The sequence below is a fragment of the Candidatus Vicinibacter proximus genome (assembly GCA_016713905.1).
GTDB lineage: Bacteria > Bacteroidota > Bacteroidia > Chitinophagales > Saprospiraceae > Vicinibacter > Vicinibacter proximus.
In genome coordinates, this window is record JADJOE010000001.1 from 1575341 (window position 1) to 1598333 (window position 22993).

Below are 22993 nucleotides of genomic sequence, written 5' to 3' on the forward strand. Positions count from 1 at the left end.
TCAATCTTTAAATTCTTGGCATGATCTATTCAATTTACACTCTGAATTTTAAATCAATAAATTTTTGTTCATCTAAATTAACTTACCACAATTTTCTTTCTTTCACCGATTTGTTGACGCCAAAGCGCATAGTATAGTCCTTTTTCATTTAGCAGAGACTGATGTGTTCCTGTTTCGACTACTTCGCCTTTTTCCAAAACAAAAATTCGATCTGCATGCATGATGGTACTCAATCTGTGGGCAATAAGAATGGTAATTTGTGCTTTAAGAGAAGAAATATTTCTAATCGTATCGGTTATTTCTTCTTCAGTGATAGAATCCAGTGAAGATGTTGCTTCATCAAAAATGAGTAGGTGCGGGTTTCTGAGCAGTGCTCTTGCGATGGACAATCTTTGTTTTTCACCGCCACTTAATTTTAATCCACCTTCGCCAATTACGGTGTCAAGACCTTTATCCGCTTTGGATAATAAATACGTGCAAGAGGCTTTGTGAAGCGCATCTGTTATTTCAGAATCTGTTGCATCAGGTTTAACAAAAATTAAATTTTCCTTGATGGTACCGCTGAACAAATTAGTGTCCTGTGTTACAAATCCAATTTGATTCCGAAGATCGTCATAAAGAATTTCAGTTTCGTTCAGACCATTGTAATAAATGTTACCGGTCAACGGGCGATACAAACCAACCAATAACTTCATGAGTGTGGACTTGCCGCTACCACTTGGACCAACGAAGGCAATCGTTTCTCCGGATCGCACACTAAAGCTGATGTTGTCAATGGCCTTGTGCATGGCAGTCTGGTGTTTGAAGGAGACATTATGGAAGGATAATTCCTCGATATTTCCAAGGTGTTTCGGATCGTCCGGAATACTTTCCGGGGCCTTTTTCATCAGTTGGTCAAAATTATTCAGCGAGGCTTCTGCTTCGCGATAAGAGAGTAAGATGTTTCCAATTTCCTGCAAAGGACCGAAGATAAAAAATGAAAATACTTGCATGGTCACCAATTGGCCGGCATCCATTTCATTTCTAAAAATTAACCACATGATGATGTATAAGATAACTTGTCTTAAAGTATTTACCAAAGTGCCCTGGATAAAACTAATGCTTCGAATCCTTTTCACTTTGGATAATTCAAGGCCCAGGATCTTATAGGTGTTTTTATTGAGTCTTTCCACTTCCTGATGTGTGAGCCCAAGACTTTTTACGAGTTCAATATTTCTGAGCGATTCAGTAGTAGAACCGGCAAGTGCAGTTGTTTGGCCAACTATATTTTTTTGGATGAGTTTTATTTTTTTACTGAGGATGTTTGTAATGAAGGTAAGTATGGCAATTCCGATTAAATAAGCAATGGGTATTCGCCAATTTATGAAGACCGCGGCATAAGAAAATACAAAAACAACTCCTATTAAAACCCCAAAGAGCACATTGATAAAACTGATCATGAATTTTTCCACATCCGCCCTGACTTTAGTTAAAATAGAAAGGGTTTCGCCACTACGCTGATCTTCGAATTCCTGATAGGGGAGTTTCATGGCATGTTGTAAACCATCCGTAAAAACTGTAGCGCCAAATTTTTGAATGACCACGTTCAAGGAATAATCCTGAAATGCCTTGGCAATACGGCTGATCATGGCAACAGAAATGGAAAAAATGAGAATGTAAAAAACACCTAGTTGAAGGTAGGGTTTATCTCTACGGGTAATCCATTCAAATTTCCAGAAAAAGTCATAGTAAGTAAATCCGTTACTCGAGGATTGATGATCAGAAGCAAGGGAAACCAGTTTACCTAGCAGGATAGGGTCAATCAAAGAAAAGCCGGTGTTGATGGCGGCCATCAAAAGTGTAAATATGACGAGCCATTTATGGGGCTTTAAATAATGCAAAAGAATTTTCATGGATGATTTTTCTAAAATGGGAAGGAAGCAGGTATAAATTTACGATTGTAGAGTGTTACAACAAATATTTCCTTGGCAGGTTTATGTTGCGTATATTAATTTAACAGAGGGTTATAGAATTTTACCCCAACAGAGCAAAATGCAAGATTTAATTCAGTTTATCATCAACACTATTATTTAGATAATGTAGGCTTGGATACGGGTGGATTAATCTGGATATTTTAGTTTGGGGCTTGGATGCCATTTTTTTTCAAAGATTACGGCATCTGTAGTTTCGAGTCAAAAATTTAAAGAGGAACCAGTTTTGCGTACCCCGTTATTCACTAAAATTGGCCTAAATTCCATTCTATGAGCATTGTTTTTTTTTGTTTGGAAAAAAAAGAACTAAAAAAATCAAGGCTGTTTTCATTTCTTAATGCCAAAATGAAAAGGGCCGATCTGAATTTCTCTTTCGATAAATATATGATGAGGTATTGGAATCTAATTAATATAGTTGCTAAATATGTTTAATTTCCACTTAATCCGCATAAAATTTACCTGACTCCATAATTAATTGTTTCAGTGAATTAATTGCAAAATATTCATTTTGGTGGACAGAATTCCATTTTAATGTTTTTTAGAAAGTCTTTATGCAGTGGGCCTATAGCCGTTATTATACGTTTATTTACGGATACATTCGGATATACCCGTTAGAATTACGAGTCAGGATTTATAAGCATCTCACCTTTGTCCTGTCAATTTTTTTATTAACAATTTGTTTCACGTTTAAATTATTTTTATGAACACACTACGCAATTCAGTCCAATTGATTGGACACCTTGGAAAAACTCCAGAACTGATCACCCTTGAAAAAGGAAGGTTTGTAGCCAAAGCAACTTTAGCTACACATGAGACCTATACCTCAAACAATGGAGAACACATCACCAACACGCACTGGCACAAACTTGTAGCCTGGGGCCCTTTGGCCGAGAACATGAGTAAGATTTTAGAGAAAGGAACAGCTGTTCTTGTTAAGGGTAAGTTGGTTACCCGATCGTATGAGGATAAAAATGGTATTCCAAAAACAATTACTGAAATTCTGGTTTCTGATTTTATGAAAATGAAAAAAGAACAAGTCGCATAAATTAATTATCCATCAAAATTTTGTTTCACGTTTAAATTTTATATTATGAATACACTACGCAATTCAGTTCAATTGGTTGGACATTTAGGAAAAGATCCGGAACTTACAAATCTTGACAAAGGGAAGAAGTTAGCAAGAGTGTCTATTGCAGTAAATGAATTTTACACTACCGCAAAAGGGGAGAAGACCAACAACACCCAATGGTTAAATCTCATTGCCTGGGACAAAAAAGCAGAATACCTGAGCAATTACCTGGCAAAAGGAAATGAAGTCATGATCCAGGGAAAACTTTCGTCACGATCTTACGAAGACAAATCAGGACAAACAAAGTATGTCACAGAAATTGTGGTGAATGAAATTTACAAGATCAATAAGCCAAAAGAAGACTGATCCATTTACTTAAGAGGAAAATAGAATCAGACATTGGAAAAGGCTACTCAGTATTAAATTACTGGGTAGTCTATCCTCTTTGGAGCAATATTTTTTGAGCAAAATGAATTCCCTGCTCTGTCCAACAAATTAAATACATGCCATCGGGAATATTAGTTGGAAAATCAAATTGCTGACCAGAAAAGGATTTGGTATCCCAAACTTTTTGGCCAAAAGAATTTAATAATTAAATTTTTCCGGATTGATGCATTGGATTTAACAGGATGCCGGATGAAATGGCAGGATACCAAAGATTTTTAAATTGAAGGGGATTTCTTGTTGAAACATTGCATTGCTCATCTAATTAAGTCAGAAGAAATATTGCGATTCTTTGATTAACACAACATTGACATTCTATTTGCAAGTGGATGTATTTTTTTTTTTTCTGTAATAGTTTTAAATTTATTTTACTGAATAGTTGATCCAGGCCTGAACACCAAATCAGTGGGTGAATAATTAAATGTCTGCTTAAGAAATTTGAGCAACTGCCACCGAACACATCCTGATGTACAAGGTAGGAGGTATAGTATTTGATTTAAAATTTAAGTTTATGAAATTACATTTGTTTTGTATGTTCGTAAGTATAATTATTCTTAGCTGTTCCAAAGAAGCCCATCAAGGGCAAGGAGAAACGTTAATGTCATTAGAAGAAAGTAATCAAACCATATTATTTGAATATTATGAAGATATGGAGTTGACCGATAGTTTTGGTATAGACACATCTGAGGAATTTAAATATTTGATACTAGCCAGAATACCGACCGATAGCTCTAATATTTTCATCGATAGAATTCACAGATTCAGTTCTGATTCCGGTTATTGGGCTTTTGGGGATTCAATTGAACTTCCATTAAGAAATCAGGATTTAATAGCCAATAGACTATCGTTTCTTGCAGATTCACTCAATATGGATAGTGTGATCAGTGCAAATGCCGATACAATTCCTTCCTGGTGGTTTGATTTGGAAGAAAATGCAAGAGAGCTTTATTCTTTTAATTCAGGTAGAATTACAGCAAGAACTGCATATTCTGTGATCCACAATCATTTTACAAGAACCTATCAAGGTTGTGCAAGTGAGGATCCCAACAGCTCGTGGTTGCTTCAAATGCCCGGTAATCCAAATTTATGGTTTATTGGTTGGTGTAATAAAGTTTCAAGTTTTATACCTATTGGTCTTTATGGATTTGATATTGTTTTTGATAAACCTTTTTACCGAAAAAAATTGGCCACATTTTGGGCTTGGGGTGCAGGGACCATTCAATTTTGTGGCCCTTATCAATTACTCAACAATAAAGCTTGCAGTTGGATAAACGGAGGTATTTAGCGAATTTAAAATTGATTAAAGTTCTAATTTGTCAATTGGTGATTATCACAAATTTGACATTTGTGCATGGTCAAGATCAGTCATCTGAACAAATTATTCAGGATAAACTAATAAAAAGGGCAATTCTGGAATTCGGAATAACGCCAAGGGCAGTAAGTCAAAATGATACGAAAGTATCCCATCTTGACAGTAATCATTATTCATTTAATGAAGGAATCATTAGGTTGCAATTGGGTATTAGATTAGTTGGAAACCACCATTTTCATTTTTGTTATGATTATTTTTTCAGGAGATTGTCTGATAATTTTCCATTTCACGAATATTCAGATTACAATGGGACTGGATTAAGTATTCAATATAATTACAAGTGGATTCAATCATCAGATTTGAAAAAGATCACTTTTTGGGGCAGAAGAATTAATTATGGAATTATTCCTGAATCAGTAATTTCGTTCGGTTTAACTAATTTGCGATCAGGATATGAATATAGCAGTGTGCGATCTTCAAACAAGTGGTTTCCCTATTGGTCTTTAGGTACTGGTATTGGCTTCCGACCCAGCAGATTCTTTGAGTTGATCATGTTGTATCAGATGGAGTATTATCCATCTATCAAATCTTATCCCTTCCGGAATATTCCCCAGATCAAATTTAACTTCAGGATATGATGGTAATTAGAAAAGTAATTTTGTTTTCTTATATTTTTATTGCATGGATTTTCCATGGATCTAAATTATTTGCACAGTGGGACATTGCTTCATTTTACAGTTTTGTACCCACCAGTGATAATTATACTAAAGATTTGCGACCGGTAAGTTTATATGAACACTATATCAATCTTTCAGGCCGAAGGGAATTCTACCGCAGAACCTATGTTGGGATGGACATGTCCTATATGATCATGTCCGGACCAGAAATACCCAATCCTTTTGTGGCATTGGGTGTATGGTTAGAATATAAGCTGATTTTCAGCAAGTATGCGGCTTTGTATCCTCGACTTGGCATCAGTCAGGGGAATCTGAGTTTCGCAGATATCTATTTACCGACGAAGCGTCCGGTCACGAGCCGCGTGTTGGGCTTGAGTGCAGACTTTCGATTGACAAAAGCCTTCTATTTATGGACTGGACTGATCAACCACTTTCCGTTGAATAAGATACCTTACAAGTATAGTTATTCTCAGCCTTTTCTTGGAGTCCGAATATTCCTGAACCCTGATAAGAAGTAGGTATAGGCTTGAAACAAAGTTTGTGTTTTACTATTTGAGACTGAAAGGGTGCATGTTGGAAACTTGCGCCAAAGGGGTAATAATATTTGGATCGATTCTTTAATTGAATTTTCTCTTCTATATATCATTGAATAGTCATGACAAAGTGCGATTTGTGTTATGGGCTTTAATAATATGAAAATTGTATTTTTTTCATATCTGTTGGTTTTAGCTTTGTCATTAAGTAAGTTCAAAGCCAAACATATATTGGCCCTGTCATTGGATTCAATTTTCTAAGAGTTTTATCCAAGGTGAGAAATTCATTATTTCTTGAAATTGTACTGGCTTAAATTCATATTGCATAAGTTTTGAAAGCCCTTGCAAACAGGGCCTCTAGCCGTTATTATACGTTTATTTACGGATACATTCGGATATACCCGTTAGAATTACGAGTTAGGATTTGTAAGCATCTCACCTTTGTCCTGTCAATTTTTTTTATTAACAATTTGTTTCACGTTTAAATTATTTTTATGAACACACTACGCAATTCAGTCCAATTGATTGGACACCTTGGAAAAACTCCAGAACTGATCACCCTTGAAAAAGGAAGGTTTGTAGCCAAAGCAACTTTAGCTACCCATGAGACCTATACCTCCAACAATGGTGAACACATCACCAACACGCACTGGCACAAACTTGTAGCCTGGGGCCCTTTGGCCGAGAACATGAGTAAGATTTTAGAGAAAGGAACAGCTGTTCTTGTTAAGGGTAAGTTGGTTACCCGATCGTATGAGGATAAAAATGGTATTCCAAAAACGATTACTGAAATTCTGGTTTCTGATTTTATGAAAATGAAAAAAGAACAAGTCGCATAAATTAATTATCCATCAAAATTTTGTTTCACGTTTAAATTTTATATTATGAATACACTACGCAATTCAGTTCAATTGGTTGGACATTTAGGAAAAGATCCGGAACTTACAAATCTTGACAAAGGGAAGAAGTTAGCAAGAGTGTCCATTGCAGTAAATGAATTTTACACTACCGCAAAAGGGGAGAAGACCAACAACACCCAATGGTTAAATCTCATTGCCTGGGACAAAAAAGCAGAATACCTGAGCAATTACCTGGCAAAAGGAAATGAAGTCATGATCCAGGGAAAACTTTCGTCACGATCTTACGAAGACAAATCAGGACAAACAAAGTATGTCACAGAAATTGTGGTGAATGAAATTTACAAGATCAATAAGCCAAAAGAAGACTGATCCATTTACTTAAGAGGAAAATAGAATCAGACATTGGAAAAGGCTACTCAGTATTAAATTACTGGGTAGTCTATCCTCTTTGGAGCAATATTTTTTGAGCAAAATGAATTCCCTGCTCTGTCCAACAAATTAAATACATGCCATCGGGAATATTAGTTGGAAAATCAAATTGCTGACCAGAAAAGGATTTGGTATCCCAAACTTTTTGGCCAAAAGAATTTAATAATTCAATTTTTCCGGATTGATGCATTGGATTTAATATCATTCCAGAGGATATGGCAGGATACCAAAGATTTTTAAATTCAAGTGGATTTCTGGTAGATACATTACATTTCTCATCCAATAAAGTCAGGAGATATTCACCGGGAAAAAATTGGCCGGGATATTCCAAATCGAAATTGCCGAATAGGGTAGACAAGGTAATCTTGATCACCGGGCGGTAAATGCCGGGTGTATTATCAGAAGTTGGTGTACCCTTTAAGATTAAACATCCAATGGAGTTTTTCGGAAAAATACAGTCCGGTGGATTACACTCATAACCGATTCCTTTTGGTAAACCGGAGATTGCATCTTTAGTCGGAATTTTAGCAAAATTCAGGTTTACAGGTATAGGCACACCCGGAATGGTAACCGTGTCAGAGATTTTGACTGTCAGGTTAAATTCGAAGGGTTTGTTGATGCAGGCGGGTTTATTGATTCCACCATTAGGGTTTGTGGGCGAAATAGGTTTAGGGTAAACACCTACAGCAGAATCTTTTACGGTGCTGTCAGGCAGACATGCCTGAGAAAATCCGTTTTGCAAAGCAAGGAAAAGTATAAAAAAGCAGTATAATTGTTTCATAATCCAATTTAATTTGATGGGCAAGTTACAGATATTCAATATTAGTCGAAGGGAAATCTTTAGGATTTTTACAATTTTGGGCCTTGTCTTTCATTTTTTTGAGACCTCGTCCATATTGCAAGCACAGGAGAAGATAGAAGGGAAGGTAAAGGACGGTAGGACCAAGCACCCACTTCAGGGCGTAATTGTAAGGGCTGGAACGTCCGGCAGTGTTACCGATGAAAATGGTTATTTTCAAATTACCATGGACCAAAGTGGCACTAAACAATTGAATTTTAGCTATCTGGGTTATAAGAATTTAGAGATTAAATTGGTACAGGCAGATGTTGAACGTGGGCCATTAGATATTTTGATGGAAGAAGAAAATGTGTTGTTGCAAACTGCGGTTATCAGTTCCTCCAGATTTGAAAGACCCATCAGTGAATCGCCAATATCCATGGAGCTGATCAAGCCTGAATACCCTGAGCGTTTAACCTCGACTTCTGTTCAGCAAGTTTTAGATCGAGTACCAGGCGTTCAAATTTTAGATGGGCAAGCTAACATTAGAGGAGGGTCCGGTTATAGCTATGGTGCAGGAAGCCGAGTGATGTTAATAATGGATGACCTTCCTATTCTACAACCCGATGCCGGATTTCCCAATTGGGATGATTTACCATTGGAGAATGTTGGACAAATTGAGATAGTAAAGGGAGCGGCATCCGCATTATATGGTTCTGCTGCCATGAACGGCATCATTCATTTCCGTAACATCAAGCCTTCCACGGAACCATTCACAAGGATCAGTATAATCCCAAGATTATTTCTGACACCAAAACCCGGAAATCAATGGTGGGGAAAAGGTAACAACATACAGCCAGGTGAATTTATCAGCACTTTTGTGCACCGGCAAAAATTCCAATCTACTGATCTGGTCCTTGGAGGGTATTATGGCAATAAAACAGGATTCAATGAGGGTAATAACAGTCAGAATTTCCGTATTAATGGAATCGTGACACAGCATTTTAGTGAAAGATTAATAGCTACTATGGGACTTAATGTGAATACCGGAAGTAGTTCCAGTTTTTTTTACTGGAATGCTGAAGGATCCTATTCCGGAGACACTACCTCATACAGCAATTCTAAAAAGTTGAGATTTTCTCTGGATCCTTCAATTCAATATTTTACAGCAAAAAATTATAAACACAAGCTCATGACCAGGTGGTTGCACGTGGACAATAATGTGGACAATAACCAATCCAATAAAAGTGAGAATTTGTATGCCGAGTATCAGATTCAAAAAACTTTTGAATCGCTTGGTATGAGTTTTAATGCAGGAATTGTGGGGAGTTCATCGTACATCAATGCAAAGCTTTATTCCGATACTGTTTTTAATAGTTTTAATCTGGCATCCTATGTACAATTTGAGCAAAAATTATTCGAAAGACTAAATCTCAGTGCAGGTGTAAGATATGAGTATTTTAGCCTGACAGGGCCTAACTCAATTTCCGGAAAAATAATTAAAAATCCATCCGTAGATCAACGTCCTGTATTTCGTTTGGGTGCCAATTACAGACTTATGGCTGCCACTTATTTAAGAGCCAGTTGGGGGCAAGGATTTCGCTTCCCTACGATAGCAGAGAAATACATCACTACAAACGCCGGAGGTGTCATGGTCACACCAAATCCTGATCTAAAATCAGAGTATGGAGATTCTTATGAGATTGGAGTCAAACAAGGTTTAATCATTGGTAGATTCAAAGGTATGGTAGACTTGTCCGGATTTCTTTCCAGGTATCAGAACATGATGGAATTTTCATTATTGTTTAAAGATTTCAGATTTTTATTTCAATCCCAAAATGTTGGGGACACCCGTATTAAAGGATTTGAAATTGGCACCCAAGGCGTCATTGATTTTGGAGATCAAAAAATTCAAATTGCAGGAGGGTATACCTATATTGATCCAAAGTTTAGAGAATGGGATATCACCGGCAAGGACGTTGCCATAAATGCATTGGATAAGGCAACTCAAGCCCAACGAAATGCTGCAAGTTCTACATCCACCGAAAATGTGCTGAAGTACCGCTCCAAGCATTTATTTAGATGGGATGTTGAATACCAGTTTAAGAAATTTTTTGCAGGACTAAATTTCAACTATGCAAGTCATGTGGCGGCAGTGGATTGGTTGTTTGAAGTGGATGTATTTATTCCGGGCGTAAAAGAATTTAGAAAAAAGCATAATTATGGTTACCGGATATATGATTTCAGAATAGGTTATCAATTTGAAAAATATGAACTCCAGCTTAATCTGAACAATGCCTTCAATGAATCTTATACCTTCAGGCCCGGATTGATGGAAGCACCAAGGAACCTCAGTGCAAGAATGGCCTGGAGAATTAATGGTTAAGTTGGACAAAAACCAAATTACAAAATTCTCCCGGTCAAAAGATCTGATGCAAAAGTTGTTTTAATTTTTTGAGATTACCGCAAATATTTTTGAAGAATGTTATTCCAAATTATAAAACTATATTTATCATTCTGCCAGGTACAATTATGATTTTTTTGATTGACTGACCTTCGACCCACTTTTTTATTTCATCCAGCAATAGAACTTCCTGCATGAGTTCTGATTCTGGTTTCGATTTACTTACAGGCCATTCACATCGTTTTTTACCATTTATACTCACCGGGTAGTTTATTTCATCCGAAGTAAGAAAAGCTTCATTATGTACGGGCATATCCTGTTGGTGAACAGAACCATGGCCACCGGAGGCAAAATAAATTTCTTCTGTTATGAAAGGTGCGAATGGCGCAAGAAGATTATTTAGCGGCAATAGAATATCTTTTTTATTGCAATTTAATTTTCGTAATTCATTCACACAAATCATAAAAGCACTAACAGAAGTATTGAATGAAAGCACCTGAACGTCGTTATTTACTTTCCGGATGCAAGTATGCAGTATTTTCAATTCCTCGGAAGTTGGAGTTTCGTCTGAAAGTTTGAACTGGTTTTTATCCCCATAAAATAACTGGTAATATTTTTTAAGAAAGCCTGCAACTCCACTGATTCCTTTTGTATCCCATGGTTTAGAATCTTCAATCGGACCCAGAAACATTTCATACATTCTAAAACAATCTGCCCCATACTCTTCCACTACATCATCCGGGTTTACCACATTGTGGTATCGTTTGGACATTTTACCAACTTCCGTTTTCGTTTTTATTTTAAAGTCTTTTGGTAAAGCATTAATGTCTCCCACTGAATTTTCATTTTCAAAAATTGCACTGGAATGATCGGATCTCCATTCCAAAAACTTTTGTATGCCATCCAAATTTAAATGTGCCTCACTTGTTCCGTAGTTAATTACAAAATCTTTATGTACCGGAATGTGAGCAATTGCATCAGAAGAATACTTTTGAGATATGTCGTTTGAAATAAAGTGTGGCGGTTGACTTTCCTTGACCAGGCAAATGCTTTCAATCATTCCTTGTATCATACCCTGATTAACTAATTTTTTAAAGGGTTCAGTAGTGGGTACATATCCAAGATCGTTCAAAAATTTATGCCAAAAACGCGCATACATCAGATGGCCTACTGCATGCTCAGTTCCTCCAATATAAAGATCTACATCTTTCCAGTAGGCCATGTTTTCTTTAGAGGCAAATTCAGTGTTATTCTTAGCGTCCATGTATCTGAGGAAATACCAGCTCGAGCCGGCGTAACCGGGCATGGTATCCGTTTCTCTTGTTTTGCCTTCTTCAAAATTGACCCATTCGCCTGCAGCGGCTAAAGGTGATTTGCCACCGGAACTCGCGCTGATTTGGTCAATTTGGGGAAGTGTGAGAGGTAATTCTGATTCTTCCATTGGATGGCATACCCCTTCATGGTCATAGAAGACTGGGAATGGCTCCCCCCAATACCTTTGACGGCTGAAGTTTGCATCGCGCATTCTGTATTGCACCTTTTCTTTGCCTATTTGGCGACTTACTATTTCACCGATGATTTTGTGGATGGCATCTTTTACGGATAGGCCATTGAGTATACCTGAATTTATCATATACCCATTTTTTTCTTCCAGTCCGGCATTTGGAAAAGAAGACTGATCCACTACAGTGACTATAGGAAGGTTAAATTTCAATGCAAATGCCTGGTCTCTTAAATCATGACCCGGTACTGCCATTATTGCTCCCGTGCCGTATTCTATGAGAACATATTCGGATATCCAGATAGGTATATTCTCTCCTGAAATCGGATGGATGGCATAGGATCCGGTGAAAACCCCGGTTACGGTTTTTGTGTCTGCAAGTCTTTCTCGATCTGTTCTTTTATTGACATACTCCAGGTATTCTCCTACCACTTGTTTATGGGGGTCGGTGGTAAGTTCATTTACCATCTCATGTTCAGGAGCAATAACCATAAAACTCACTCCAAAAATTGTGTCGGGTCTGGTGGTGAAAATCTCTAAACTTTGATTGCTGTCTTTTATTCTAAAATTTATCTGAGCTCCGGTAGATCTTCCAATCCAATTTTTTTGCATGGTTTTTAAGGCTTCAGACCATTCCAGATTGTCCAGATCATTCAACAATCTTTCGGCGTAAGCAGAGATACGTAATGCCCATTGCATCATTGGTTTTTTCTCTACAGGAAATCCACCTCTTTCTGAAACACCGTCTTTTATTTCGTCATTGGCTAGTACGGTACCCAAGCCTTCACACCAATTTACAAAACTTTCTTTTCTATATGCCAGACGATAGTTCATCAGGATATTGGATTTTTTAATCGATGACATGGTATGCCATTCATCTGCAGTAAAATTTATATCTTCTAATCCAAATGCCTGCGCGTCAACAGATCCGTTGGTTTCGAAATGACTAATTAATTCGTCAATCGGTCTTGCACTTTTAAGGGTTATGTTGAAGTAATGATTAAATAGCTTTAAGAATATCCATTGCGTCCAACGATAGTAGGTAGGATCACAGGTTATGACCTCACGGCTCCAGTCGTAGTTCAGACCTATATTTGAAAGTTGGTCGCGATATCTTTGGATGTTATCCATGGTGGATTTAGAAGGATGCACTCCTGTCTGAATGGCATATTGCTCGGCGGGCAAACCAAATGCATCAAATCCCATTGGATGTAATACATTGTAACCACTCATCTTTTTATGTCTTGCTACAATATCGGAGGCAATATATCCCAATGGATGGCCAACATGTAGACCGGCCCCTGAAGGATAGGGAAACATATCCAGTACGTAATACTTAGGTTTTGAAAAATTATCTTCTACTTTGTAAACTTGATTGTTCTGCCAGTATTGTTTCCATTTTTTTTCTATTTCCCTATGATTGTAGTCCATTTGCCTGATTTTAAAGCAAAAATATGGAAATTGAGTAAGAAATCATGGATTACTTAATTTATATTTGGCAATTAGCGAGTATTCTAGCGGATATGAAGGGGGTAAGGATGATATGCATAAGGAAAACACAATTTAGGTTCGGGTTTCTCTACCATTATTGCTGGCAAAGATTTAAAATATTTTTATTCAAAAGTTACCATCTGGAATCTTAACATGTTAAAAATGAATTACGTCAGGTTAAGTGTAAAATTAAATATTTGACCAAGCTGGTTTATTAGAAAGTGCAAGTTTTCTAATCTTGGTTTATCTTATGATGTTGAGAAAATTTATGGATAATTTCATTAAATTGATACAATTGAATATTCATCTTGACAACTTAAGGTTGGTTTGAATGCCATTTTAAAGCCTTTTTTGTTCTAATATTAATTTTTCTTTTCGTGAATTCACATCAAAATATATTGGGTGATTTATTGAATAATTAGGGAGCTGATAAATATTCGATAATTATTCTGGGATCCGACATTAATTAAAAAGTAATTAAAATTTTGAAAAAAAAACATAAAATATTTGGACTTCAACATAATAACGGATATATTTGTCCGAAATACAATTAATAGTTAGTCTAAGTATATAAATAGAAAATATCAGATTATTTGAGGGTGTAATTATTTATTACATCGGGAGGTGTTTGGTATGCCGAAATGAACTTTTCGGAGGAGCGTTTAAAAGTTAAAGTGAGGCTTTTAATTTTCATTTTACTTGGATGGGTCTGCATGTTCCATTCGAGCAGATATGGTTATGGATCAAAGTTTATTGATTATAAAATTTAATTAGTTGATATGGAAAATCAAAATACTTCTTCGAAGAGCATCAGTTATATAATGAATACAAAAAACTGGTGGGGACCTTTAACTTTTATTTTAATCATCAGCATATTGGGTGTTGGTATGATTGGGTATCAGACCTATATTGATGCTCCGCCAATGTCTGGTTTTACTGACGATAAGGGGAATGTTGTGATAGATAAGAAAACTCTTGAGCATGGACAAGAGGTGTTTCACAAGTATGCACTAATGGAGTATGGAAGTTTTTTTGGTGATGGAGCACAGCGAGGTCCGGATTTTACGGCAGAGGCACTCCACAAAATGTCGGTTTTTATGGCAGACTTTTATGCTAAAGAATTTACTGCTGAAAAGGGAAGTGCTCCTGATGAATTTATGGTGAAGCAAATCGAAGAGCGCATCAAGCAGGAACTAAAGGAGAATCGATATGATAAAGTACGTGATATGGTTGCGCTTACCCCGGCACAGAATTACGCTCATGCACAATTGCAAAATTATTATTTGGGTATTTACAAGGGAGGAAAAACGGAGAAAGGTTTTCCGCCTTCAAATTATATTACAGACGATAAAGAACTAAAGGATTTAAGTTCTTTCTTTTTTTGGGGCGCCTGGGTATGTGTTACGGAACGCCCAGGAACCACTTATAGTTACACACACAATTGGCCCTATGATCCGGGGTCAGGGAACACCCCTACTTCTCCTGTAATACTTTGGAGTGTGTTAGGATTATTGGCTTTTGTATTAATGTGCGGAATAGTGCTTTATTTCATAGGACAATACAATCAGTTACCTAATAAATTTTTTAAACCATCCACAAAAGATTTATTTTCAATGGAGCGAGTCGCCAGATTTTCTCCAACTCCAACACAAAGGGCGAGTTTTAAATTTTTCTTTGTAGCCATACTGCTATTTTTTCTGCAGGTTTCCAGCGGGCTCATCACGATTAATGATTTTATCAACTGGTTAAGTTACATAGGCATAAATATTTCTGATGATGTCCCTGTAACCATATCCAGAAGTTGGCATTTAATGCTTTCCCTATATTGGATTTCTACCTGTTGGATTGCCTCCTCCATTTTTATATTGCCGATACTTTCTAAAAAGGAAGTAAAAGGTCAATTGGTTTTGGTAAATACCTTATTTGTTTTGTTGTTTCTTCTTGTTGGAGGTTCGTTAACCGGCATGGTAATGGGTCCCTTGGGATTAATGGGTAAGTGGTGGTATTGGTTAGGTCATCAGGGATGGGAGTTTGTAGACTTTGGGAAAGTTTACCAGGTATTGCTGATGGGAATATTTATTTTATGGGGCACTGTTGTATATCGTGGCATTAAGCCTGCGCTTATTAAAGGACAGGCATGGAATCTACCAAACTGGATTTTGTATTCTGTTATTGGCATTCCATTGTTGTTTCTGTCCGGATTTGTTGCGAAACCGGAGACTAATTTCGTGATTGCCGATTTTTGGCGATGGATGGTGATTCATATGTGGGTGGAGGCTTTTTTTGAAGTTTTCATTACGGTTATCGTTTCCTATCTGATGGTATTGATGGGTTTAGTAAGCAGACAGGCGGCCATCCGAGTTGTTTATTTTGCAACTGTATTATTTTTAGGTACTGGGCTACTTGGCATCTCCCATAATTTTTATTGGAATGCTAAACCTGTTGCGACCATGGCATTGGGTAGTGTGTTCTCTACTTTACAATTTGTGCCACTGATATTACTGACCGTAGAGGCATGGCGCTTTAAGAACATGCCAAAATTTGCTGTTGGTGATGTAGAACATAAACAGTTAGGCAATTTTGGATTTCCTGAAGTGTTCTTATTTTTAATTGCGGTCAACTTTTGGAATTTTTTTGGTGCCGGAGTTTTGGGCATTATCATCAATTTGCCCATCATGAATTATTTCGAGCATGGAACATATCTGACCGTTAATCACGCCCATGCCGCATTAATGGGCGTTTATGGAAATATTTCTATTGCAGCGCTGCTTTTTGCTTCGAGGTTGTTGATCAAGGATAAAAATTGGAACACAAAAGTAGTTACGTTCTCTTTCTGGTCAATCAATGTTGGACTGATGTTAATGGTTGTATTGGATTTATTTCCGGCAGGATCTATACAGTTTAAAGCAGTTGTAGAAAGAGGATTGTGGTTTGGACGGTCTTCAGAATTTGTAGATTATGGAGTTTTCAATTCTTTAACCTGGTTGCGTGGAATTGGGGCAACTGTTTTTTTTGCCGGTGGTGTCATTCCTTTGACATGGTTCATAGTTTCCCGGGTAAAATCATTAAAGTCTAAGGCCAGATCCATTGAGGAAATGGATCCTCAACCAGTATCCATAAATAAACATGAAGTCGTTTCGGAAGAAGAAATGGTATTTTAATTTTTATAAGATGCAGGAATAAGTTTTTTGAAATAGAAACGTCTTAATAGTGTCATCTGCTTAGGCAGGTGGCACTTTTTCTTATAGTTTTAGATAGGTTTCACCATTCTTTAACCCTTTAATCAGATCATGAAGACTGGTTTTTCCGAATACATCCAGTAGCCTGTTTTTTATTGGCTTATACTTGTGGTGAAAAGGGCAGGGTTGATGATCAGAACATTCGTCTAATCCAAGACTGCATCGGTTGAGTACATCACCATCGATAGCCTGAACAATCCGGATCAGTTTTATTTTAGCCATCTGATTTATCTCTACTTCGAAACCTCCGCCGGGACCCTTTACAGATTTAATGATTTTATACTTAACTAATTTTTGCAAAATTTTGGAAGTAAAGGCCTCCGGCGATTCAATTTTTTTAGCAACCTCTTGCAGATTTACACGATGTCCCAGTATAGATTGCGATGCAATGTATATGGAAGAACGAATGGCATATTCACAGGCTTTTGAAAACATTAGTCTATTTTATTATGATCCGAGGCAAATATCGACATTGTTTATTATTAAATTTTCAGTATGACTTATTTAATCCAATTTTATTAATAGAATTTTTATTTCAAGGTAAAATAACTGAAAATACATAATATATTGCCCTGGTGTTTGATCTTGAGTAGTAGGAGGGGTAATTTCATTTCTTAACGTTTTTTAAATCCATTTTAGTTAAAATGAAAAAGACCAATCTGAATTTCTCATTCAATAATTAAATGATGAGGTATTAAAATCTATTTTGGGTCAGGTTAAAAAAAATGGGGTGAAGCCAGTTTTGCGGTCTTATTGGCATTGTTCTTTTTTGTCTTAATACAAAAAAGAACCAAAAAAAATCAAGGCTGTTTTCATTTTTTAACGCTAAAACTGATCTAAAAAGCTAAACAAAATAAACTCGCCTTGAGCAGCATTCATAGCGACAGGCCTTAATCTTATAAATTCATTAGCTTATCCGCAAGCGAGCTCAAACAGTATTTTGTTTTTAACGCTTTGTAAATCCGTTTTAGCTAAAATGAAAAAGGCCGATCTGAATGTCTCCTTCGAAAACTATGTGATGAGGTATTAAAATCTATTTTGGGTCAGGTTAAAAAAAATGGGGTGAAGCCAGTTTTGCGGTCTTATTGGCATTGTTCTTTTTTGTCTTAATACAAAAAAGAACCAAAAAAAATCAAGGCTGTTTTCATTTTTTAACGCTAAAACTGATCTAAAAAGCTAAACAAAATAAACTCGCCTTGAGCAGCATTCATAGCGACAGGCCTTAATCTTATAAATTCATTAGCTTATCCGCAAGCGAGCTCAAACAGTATTTTGTTTTTAACGCTTTGTAAATCCATTTTAGTTAAAATGAAAAAGACCAATCTGAATTTCTCATTCAATAATTAAATGATGAGGTATTAAAATCTATTTTGGGTCAGGTTAAAAAAAAATGGGGTGAAGCCAGTTTTGCGGTCTTATTGGCATTGTTCTTTTTGTCTTAATACAAAAAGAACCAAAAAAAAATCAAGGCTGTTTTCATTTTTTAACGCTAAAACTGATCTAAAAAGCTAAACAAAATAAACTCGCCTTGAGCAGCATTCATAGCGACAGGCCTTAATCTTATAAATTCATTAGCTTATCCGCAAGCGAGCTCAAACAGTATTTTGTTTTTAACGCTTTGTAAATCCGTTTTAGCTAAAATGAAAAAGGCCGATCTGAATGTCTCCTTCGAAAACTATGTGATGAGGTATTAGAATCTATTTTGGGTCAGGTTAAAAAAAAATGGGGTGAAGCCAGTTTTGCGGTCCTATTGGCATTGTTCTTTTTTGTCTTAATACAAAAAAGAACCAAAAAAAATCAAGGCTGTTTTCATTTTTTAACGCCAAAACGGATGTAACCCATTTTATGCATTAGAATTTCTATTCCAAGTCAAAAAATTTCAGCTTTCGTTCTTCCGCCAGTGGTCGGACAAGTCCCTCACATATTGCACTGTTGCAGAGATCATTCAGTCAATCCATCAACTAATTTTCAAATTTTCAAATTCTCTAATTTTCTCGTTAGCCGCTTTCGCGCCTGCCTGCCGACGCAGTCAGGCAGGGTTCCTTCACGTGAAGCACTGTCATGCTTCATTCCGCTTTGCGGAAATCGTTCAGTCATCTCTAATTCCCCTACTAGCCGCTTTCGCGGTTCCTTCCTATGAATTGAATTTCTGCCGAACTAAGTCATGAGGCCCTTAAACCAATTTCTTTTGAAAGCAGAGTGGAATTAACCACCCTACCTTCGCAAGATTTTTTGCTCTTTCAAATATACAACTTTTCTTTACTTATATATCCTCCTATCGGTGGTCAATTTTTAGTTGCCACAAGTATTTATCAATATAGCAAAGTATAATTGATAGCCACACACTCACTTATAGTATTTTGGATACAAGGAACGCGGAAGTGGTCTATTCAACTTTTGCTCGTTTTTAATTTATATAGTAAGAAAAGAGTATAATTTTATTTATTTCAATATTCCGATTTCATAATCTATTTTATTTAACCAAATTGACCTTATACGATTTAATAGTTTTCGTGAAACTTTAATGATAGCTCTTTTACCTCCTACTTTTAGTTTTGTATTATTATAATATTGGGTCATAGCAGGATCACGTCTTATTCCTATCCAGGCGGCTTCTAGGATTAAGCTACGCAATCGCTTATGATGTCTACTTATTATATGTCCTGTACGAATATGTTCCCCACTGGAAAACTCCGAGGGATAAAAACCAACGAATGCATTTAGTTTTTCGAAACTCTTGAAGCGATTCATGTCTTCTATTTCCGTTATTAAAGTAATGGCAGTTATTGTGCCCACACCAGGTACCGTTTTTAATCTAGAAGCAATGGGGGCATACTTTTCACTAACTGCTAGTTTGCGAATATCTTTAAGTACCAGGTTTTTTTCTACCCTTATATTTTCCATCATTTTTATTTGATGGTTTAAAGCAGTTCGTAATGTTCCAAATGAGATAGGTAGGTCTTTTAACCAGTTTATGAATATATTGCTCCAATTTCCGCTTCCAAACCGTTCGGGAATCTCTATACCTACTTGATATAGCATTCCTTTGATTCTATTTTTTGATCTGGTCAGGTCTCGTGTTAATTTTTCATTGGTCCGAACTAGTTGACGATCAGCTTCTGTCTCTTGCGATGGGATGTAGATCGGACACAACATTCCTGCTTGAAGTGAAGATCCAATACGTTTAGAATCGTTTCTATCTGTTTTTGATTTATTTCCTTTGTCGGTCTGGGGTATGTCTGCTGGATTAACAACAATGCAGCTTACACCTTGTCTATCAAATGCTCTCTTTATCCAATAACCGCTAAAACCAGCTTCATAGGCACAACTGAAATTTGCTCCAGGAAATTCACGCTGTAAAAATGAAACTAAAATATCTGGATGAGGTGATTGATGAAAACTTCGCAGGTATTGGCTCCCATAATAAAGTGAAACATTCCAACTCTTCAAATGGACATCTATGCCAACGTAAATGGTTTCTCCTACAAATCCAGCCTTTTGTAATACTTTTGTCATAAGGTTTAGTTTTTAGTTATTTAATTTAAATTGTGGCCTTTGGACCACTTAACTAAAGCTAAACCTTTTTTCAATTACATGGATACTCACTTATCGTGCTGTCGCACGATACTCTGCTGTCGCAGAGATCGTTCAGTCATCCATTAGCTAATTTTCAAATTTTCTAATTCTCTAATTTCTCCCTTATTCCCTTAAAATTTACCTGACCTATTCTAAATTATTTCTAATTTAGCACGGCAACTAACCCTAGACGGATGCCAAGCTGGAAGGTCCTATATATTCAAGGCAGATATGAATTTAAAGTAGAGCAGCAACTTGCCCGACTGGGGATAGAACACTATTTACCCAAGGTCCAAGTCATGCGCCAATGGTCGGATCGGATGAAGAAATTGACTGTGCCTGCATTTCCTTCTTATTTATTTGTGTGCAATGAAGACAAGAACCGGCAGGCCGTTTTTCAGGCCAAAGGTGTATTGCATTATGTGCGCCATGAAAACCAGGATGCCATTATAAGGGAAGAAGAGCTTGATATGATCCGGAAGGGAGGGTCCATGATTATTCAGAATTCCTTGCAGGCCATCCGAGGGTTAAAAGGAAAGCAGGTCAAAATAAAAGCCGGTTTATTGGCCGGGAATACCGGAACACTGGTGGATCTCATCGGCAAAAAATTCGTTCAGTTAAAACTCGAAAATCTATCCATGTTTTTTTTGGTAGAAATACCTACTGATCAATTACAGTTGAACTGAACGAACGCAATATAAGAATCAACTTCCATGCCTTGCTTGCGGATATGTGAGTGAGGACGGCGAAGCCGTAAAATAAAGTTAGCTTCTAATGGATGGAATATTAGGGCGAAACAGGAATTAGTAAGCACTGCAAATATCTTATTGAGCAAAATAGTACGAATGAATATTTTTAAGAACACTATAAAACACCTACCAAATGGAAACCATTTTATTAGACTTAGCGGAGCAAGAGGGAGTGGAGCTGCTCACCATCCGTGTTCCGTATGATCCAATTTTGATTGCAGCAGTTAAGAAAATCCAAGGTGTACGATGGGATCCTGATCATCGTGTATGGAAAGTTCCTCCCAGAAAAGGCTTGCTTATGGAACTCAGAAATAGTTTTGGAAAAAACGCCAGGCTGGACGAAAGTGAACTTAGAAGAAAATTAAATCAAGTTAAGGAGCAACAGAGGTTTCGACATGCGTATGACCTTCCTTTGGAAAGATTTTCGGCATGGCTTAAGAGCAAAAGGTACAGTAAAAATACTCAGAAGACTTATCTCGACGCAATAGGTGTTTTTCTAAAATTCATGAAAGGAAAACCTATCAATGAGATCGTCCTGGAGGACATCATAAGGTTTAATAACGATTACATTCTTTACAAGGCTTATTCTTCTTCCTATCAGAATCAAGTAGTCAACGCATTAAAATTGTTTTTTCGGGTGGAAGAAAACAAGTTAATAGATCTGGAGGAAATACATCGTCCCAGACGTTCCTTTAAATTACCTAACGTACTCAGCAAAGAAGAAGTCAGGCAGATTCTCGACAGTTTAAAAAACCTTAAACACAGAGTAATGCTGAGTCTCATTTACGCATGTGGATTAAGACGGAGTGAGTTACTGGAACTTAGATTAACGGATATAATGTTCGAACGTAAGTTGTTGCTTATTCGGCAATCCAAAGGAAATAAAGACAGGGTGGTACCATTAAGCCAGAAATTGCAGGGTCAGCTGGAGGAATATATAAAATCCTATAGGCCACAGCATTACCTTTTTGAAGGACAAAATGGAGGAAAATACAGCGAGACCAGTCTTGCCAAGGTACTAAAGAATGCTCTTATGGAAACCGGAAATCAAAAGGCAGTAAGTCTCCACTGGCTTAGGCACAGCTACGCGACACATCTTCTAGAAAGTGGAACAGACCTTCGTTATATACAAGAATTGCTAGGTCATAAAAGTAGCAGAACCACAGAGATCTATACCCATGTCAGCCAGAAAAAAATACAAGGCATTCGAAGTCCATTTGACGATTTGTAAAAAAAATATACCATACTAAAAGTGTACATAGCTTACAAAAACAGTTGACTTTGTTTACTTTTGGTGTACATATAAGAAGTTGTAGGCAATTTTACCGAGACAGCGTACCAATAACAAACAGACAGTAAAATGACTAAATGACAACAGAAATAATAGACGACCTAAAAGGAGAAAATAACAACGCTTTCGGACAACTTTACAAAGAGTATTTCGGAATGGTAAACCGTTTTATAACAAACAACAACGGACGGACAGACGATGCTGAAGATATTTTTCAAGACACGATGTTGGTGCTTTTAGAAAAACTTCGCCAAGACGATTTTCAACTTACTGCTTCTATCAAAACCTATATTATGGCAATTTCCAAAAATCTTTGGCTCAAAAGATTAAGAACTGCTTACCGAGAAACAGAATTTACAGACATTCACGACAACAAATTTTACGAAGAAATAAATCTTGCTATAGAACAAGAGAAAAACTATTGGGATAAGTTGCAAAACTATATGCACAAAATAACTGACCATTGCAAAGGACTTATCCACGACATATTTTTTAAAGAAAAAGCCATTGAGCAAATCCAACAAGAATATGGCTATTCAACCAAGCATAATGCTCAAAATCAGAAACATAAATGCATTGAACAAATCCGAAAAGTGAAAGAAGAAGATGAAAAAGATAACAAGCCTAGGTGATTTACTAACTTTTTTGGTATTAAAAAGCAAAACGCTTT

General features: G+C 36.7%; 17 protein-coding genes. 12 read left to right on the plus strand and 5 right to left on the minus strand.

Translation table 11 applies throughout. The features are described from left to right. Window positions 1–77 precede the first annotated feature (77 nt). On the minus strand, window positions 78–1892 hold the full coding sequence (locus tag IPJ83_06140) for an ABC transporter ATP-binding protein (protein ID MBK7880125.1): 1815 nt from the start codon (window positions 1890–1892) through the stop codon (window positions 78–80). Window positions 1893–2664: 772 nt separating this feature from the next. On the opposite strand from IPJ83_06140, the gene IPJ83_06145 reads away from it, so the two are divergent. The 7 genes from IPJ83_06145 (at window position 2665) to IPJ83_06175 (ending at window position 7234) form a co-directional block, all read left to right on the plus strand. Further along, window positions 2665–3015 (plus strand): single-stranded DNA-binding protein, encoded by a 351-nt coding sequence (locus tag IPJ83_06145; protein MBK7880126.1) that lies wholly within the window; start codon window positions 2665–2667, stop codon window positions 3013–3015. A 45-nt stretch (window positions 3016–3060) separates the two neighbouring features. Continuing rightward, entirely contained in the window at window positions 3061–3405 is a 345-nt protein-coding gene (locus IPJ83_06150; protein MBK7880127.1) for a single-stranded DNA-binding protein, read from the plus strand. Between the two features lie 589 nt (window positions 3406–3994). Then, complete coding sequence (locus IPJ83_06155) at window positions 3995–4768, plus strand: hypothetical protein (GenBank protein ID MBK7880128.1); 774 nt, start codon at window positions 3995–3997, stop codon at window positions 4766–4768. Window positions 4769–4779: 11 nt separating this feature from the next. Next, window positions 4780–5433: a hypothetical protein gene (locus tag IPJ83_06160; GenBank protein ID MBK7880129.1), complete on the plus strand. Its 654-nt coding sequence runs from the start codon at window positions 4780–4782 to the stop codon at window positions 5431–5433. Continuing rightward, the gene (locus IPJ83_06165; GenBank protein ID MBK7880130.1) at window positions 5430–5990 is read left to right on the plus strand and encodes a hypothetical protein; all 561 of its coding nucleotides are present in this window, start codon (window positions 5430–5432) and stop codon (window positions 5988–5990) included. The genes IPJ83_06160 and IPJ83_06165 overlap by 4 nt, the downstream gene beginning before the upstream one ends. Window positions 5991–6493: 503 nt before the next feature. Further along, window positions 6494–6844 (plus strand): single-stranded DNA-binding protein, encoded by a 351-nt coding sequence (locus tag IPJ83_06170; GenBank protein MBK7880131.1) that lies wholly within the window; start codon window positions 6494–6496, stop codon window positions 6842–6844. A 45-nt stretch (window positions 6845–6889) separates the two neighbouring features. After that, window positions 6890–7234 (plus strand): single-stranded DNA-binding protein, encoded by a 345-nt coding sequence (locus tag IPJ83_06175; protein ID MBK7880132.1) that lies wholly within the window; start codon window positions 6890–6892, stop codon window positions 7232–7234. Window positions 7235–7304: 70 nt separating this feature from the next. Here the strand turns inward: IPJ83_06175 and IPJ83_06180 are convergent, their stop codons facing one another. Beyond that, window positions 7305–8075: a hypothetical protein gene (locus tag IPJ83_06180; protein ID MBK7880133.1), complete on the minus strand. Its 771-nt coding sequence runs from the start codon at window positions 8073–8075 to the stop codon at window positions 7305–7307. 16 nt (window positions 8076–8091) lie between these two features. Between IPJ83_06180 and IPJ83_06185 the strand changes: the two genes are divergently transcribed. After that, on the plus strand, window positions 8092–10458 hold the full coding sequence (locus IPJ83_06185; protein ID MBK7880134.1) for a TonB-dependent receptor: 2367 nt from the start codon (window positions 8092–8094) through the stop codon (window positions 10456–10458). A gap of 109 nt (window positions 10459–10567) precedes the next feature. On the opposite strand, the gene IPJ83_06190 is transcribed toward IPJ83_06185, so the two are convergent. Further along, window positions 10568–13408: a leucine--tRNA ligase gene (locus IPJ83_06190; GenBank protein MBK7880135.1), complete on the minus strand. Its 2841-nt coding sequence runs from the start codon at window positions 13406–13408 to the stop codon at window positions 10568–10570. 839 nt (window positions 13409–14247) lie between these two features. Between IPJ83_06190 and IPJ83_06195 the strand changes: the two genes are divergently transcribed. Continuing rightward, window positions 14248–16629 (plus strand): cbb3-type cytochrome c oxidase subunit I, encoded by a 2382-nt coding sequence (locus IPJ83_06195; GenBank protein MBK7880136.1) that lies wholly within the window; start codon window positions 14248–14250, stop codon window positions 16627–16629. 81 nt (window positions 16630–16710) lie between these two features. Here IPJ83_06195 and IPJ83_06200 read toward each other — a convergent pair whose 3' ends face one another. Further along, window positions 16711–17142, minus strand: a complete 432-nt coding sequence (locus IPJ83_06200) for an Rrf2 family transcriptional regulator (GenBank protein ID MBK7880137.1) — start codon at window positions 17140–17142, stop codon at window positions 16711–16713. A 2007-nt stretch (window positions 17143–19149) separates the two neighbouring features. Next, on the minus strand, window positions 19150–20223 hold the full coding sequence (locus IPJ83_06205) for an IS110 family transposase (GenBank protein MBK7880138.1): 1074 nt from the start codon (window positions 20221–20223) through the stop codon (window positions 19150–19152). A gap of 254 nt (window positions 20224–20477) precedes the next feature. Between IPJ83_06205 and IPJ83_06210 the strand changes: the two genes are divergently transcribed. The 3 genes from IPJ83_06210 (at window position 20478) to IPJ83_06220 (ending at window position 22955) form a co-directional block, all read left to right on the plus strand. Continuing rightward, complete coding sequence (locus IPJ83_06210) at window positions 20478–20969, plus strand: UpxY family transcription antiterminator (GenBank protein MBK7880139.1); 492 nt, start codon at window positions 20478–20480, stop codon at window positions 20967–20969. 196 nt (window positions 20970–21165) lie between these two features. After that, a complete protein-coding gene (locus IPJ83_06215; GenBank protein MBK7880140.1) occupies window positions 21166–22263 on the plus strand; it encodes a site-specific integrase in 1098 nt (365 codons plus the stop codon). Between the two features lie 137 nt (window positions 22264–22400). Further along, window positions 22401–22955 carry a sigma-70 family RNA polymerase sigma factor gene (locus tag IPJ83_06220; GenBank protein MBK7880141.1) on the plus strand — a complete coding sequence of 185 codons (555 nt, stop codon included), beginning with the start codon at window positions 22401–22403 and terminating at the stop codon, window positions 22953–22955. Window positions 22956–22993: the final 38 nt, after the last annotated feature.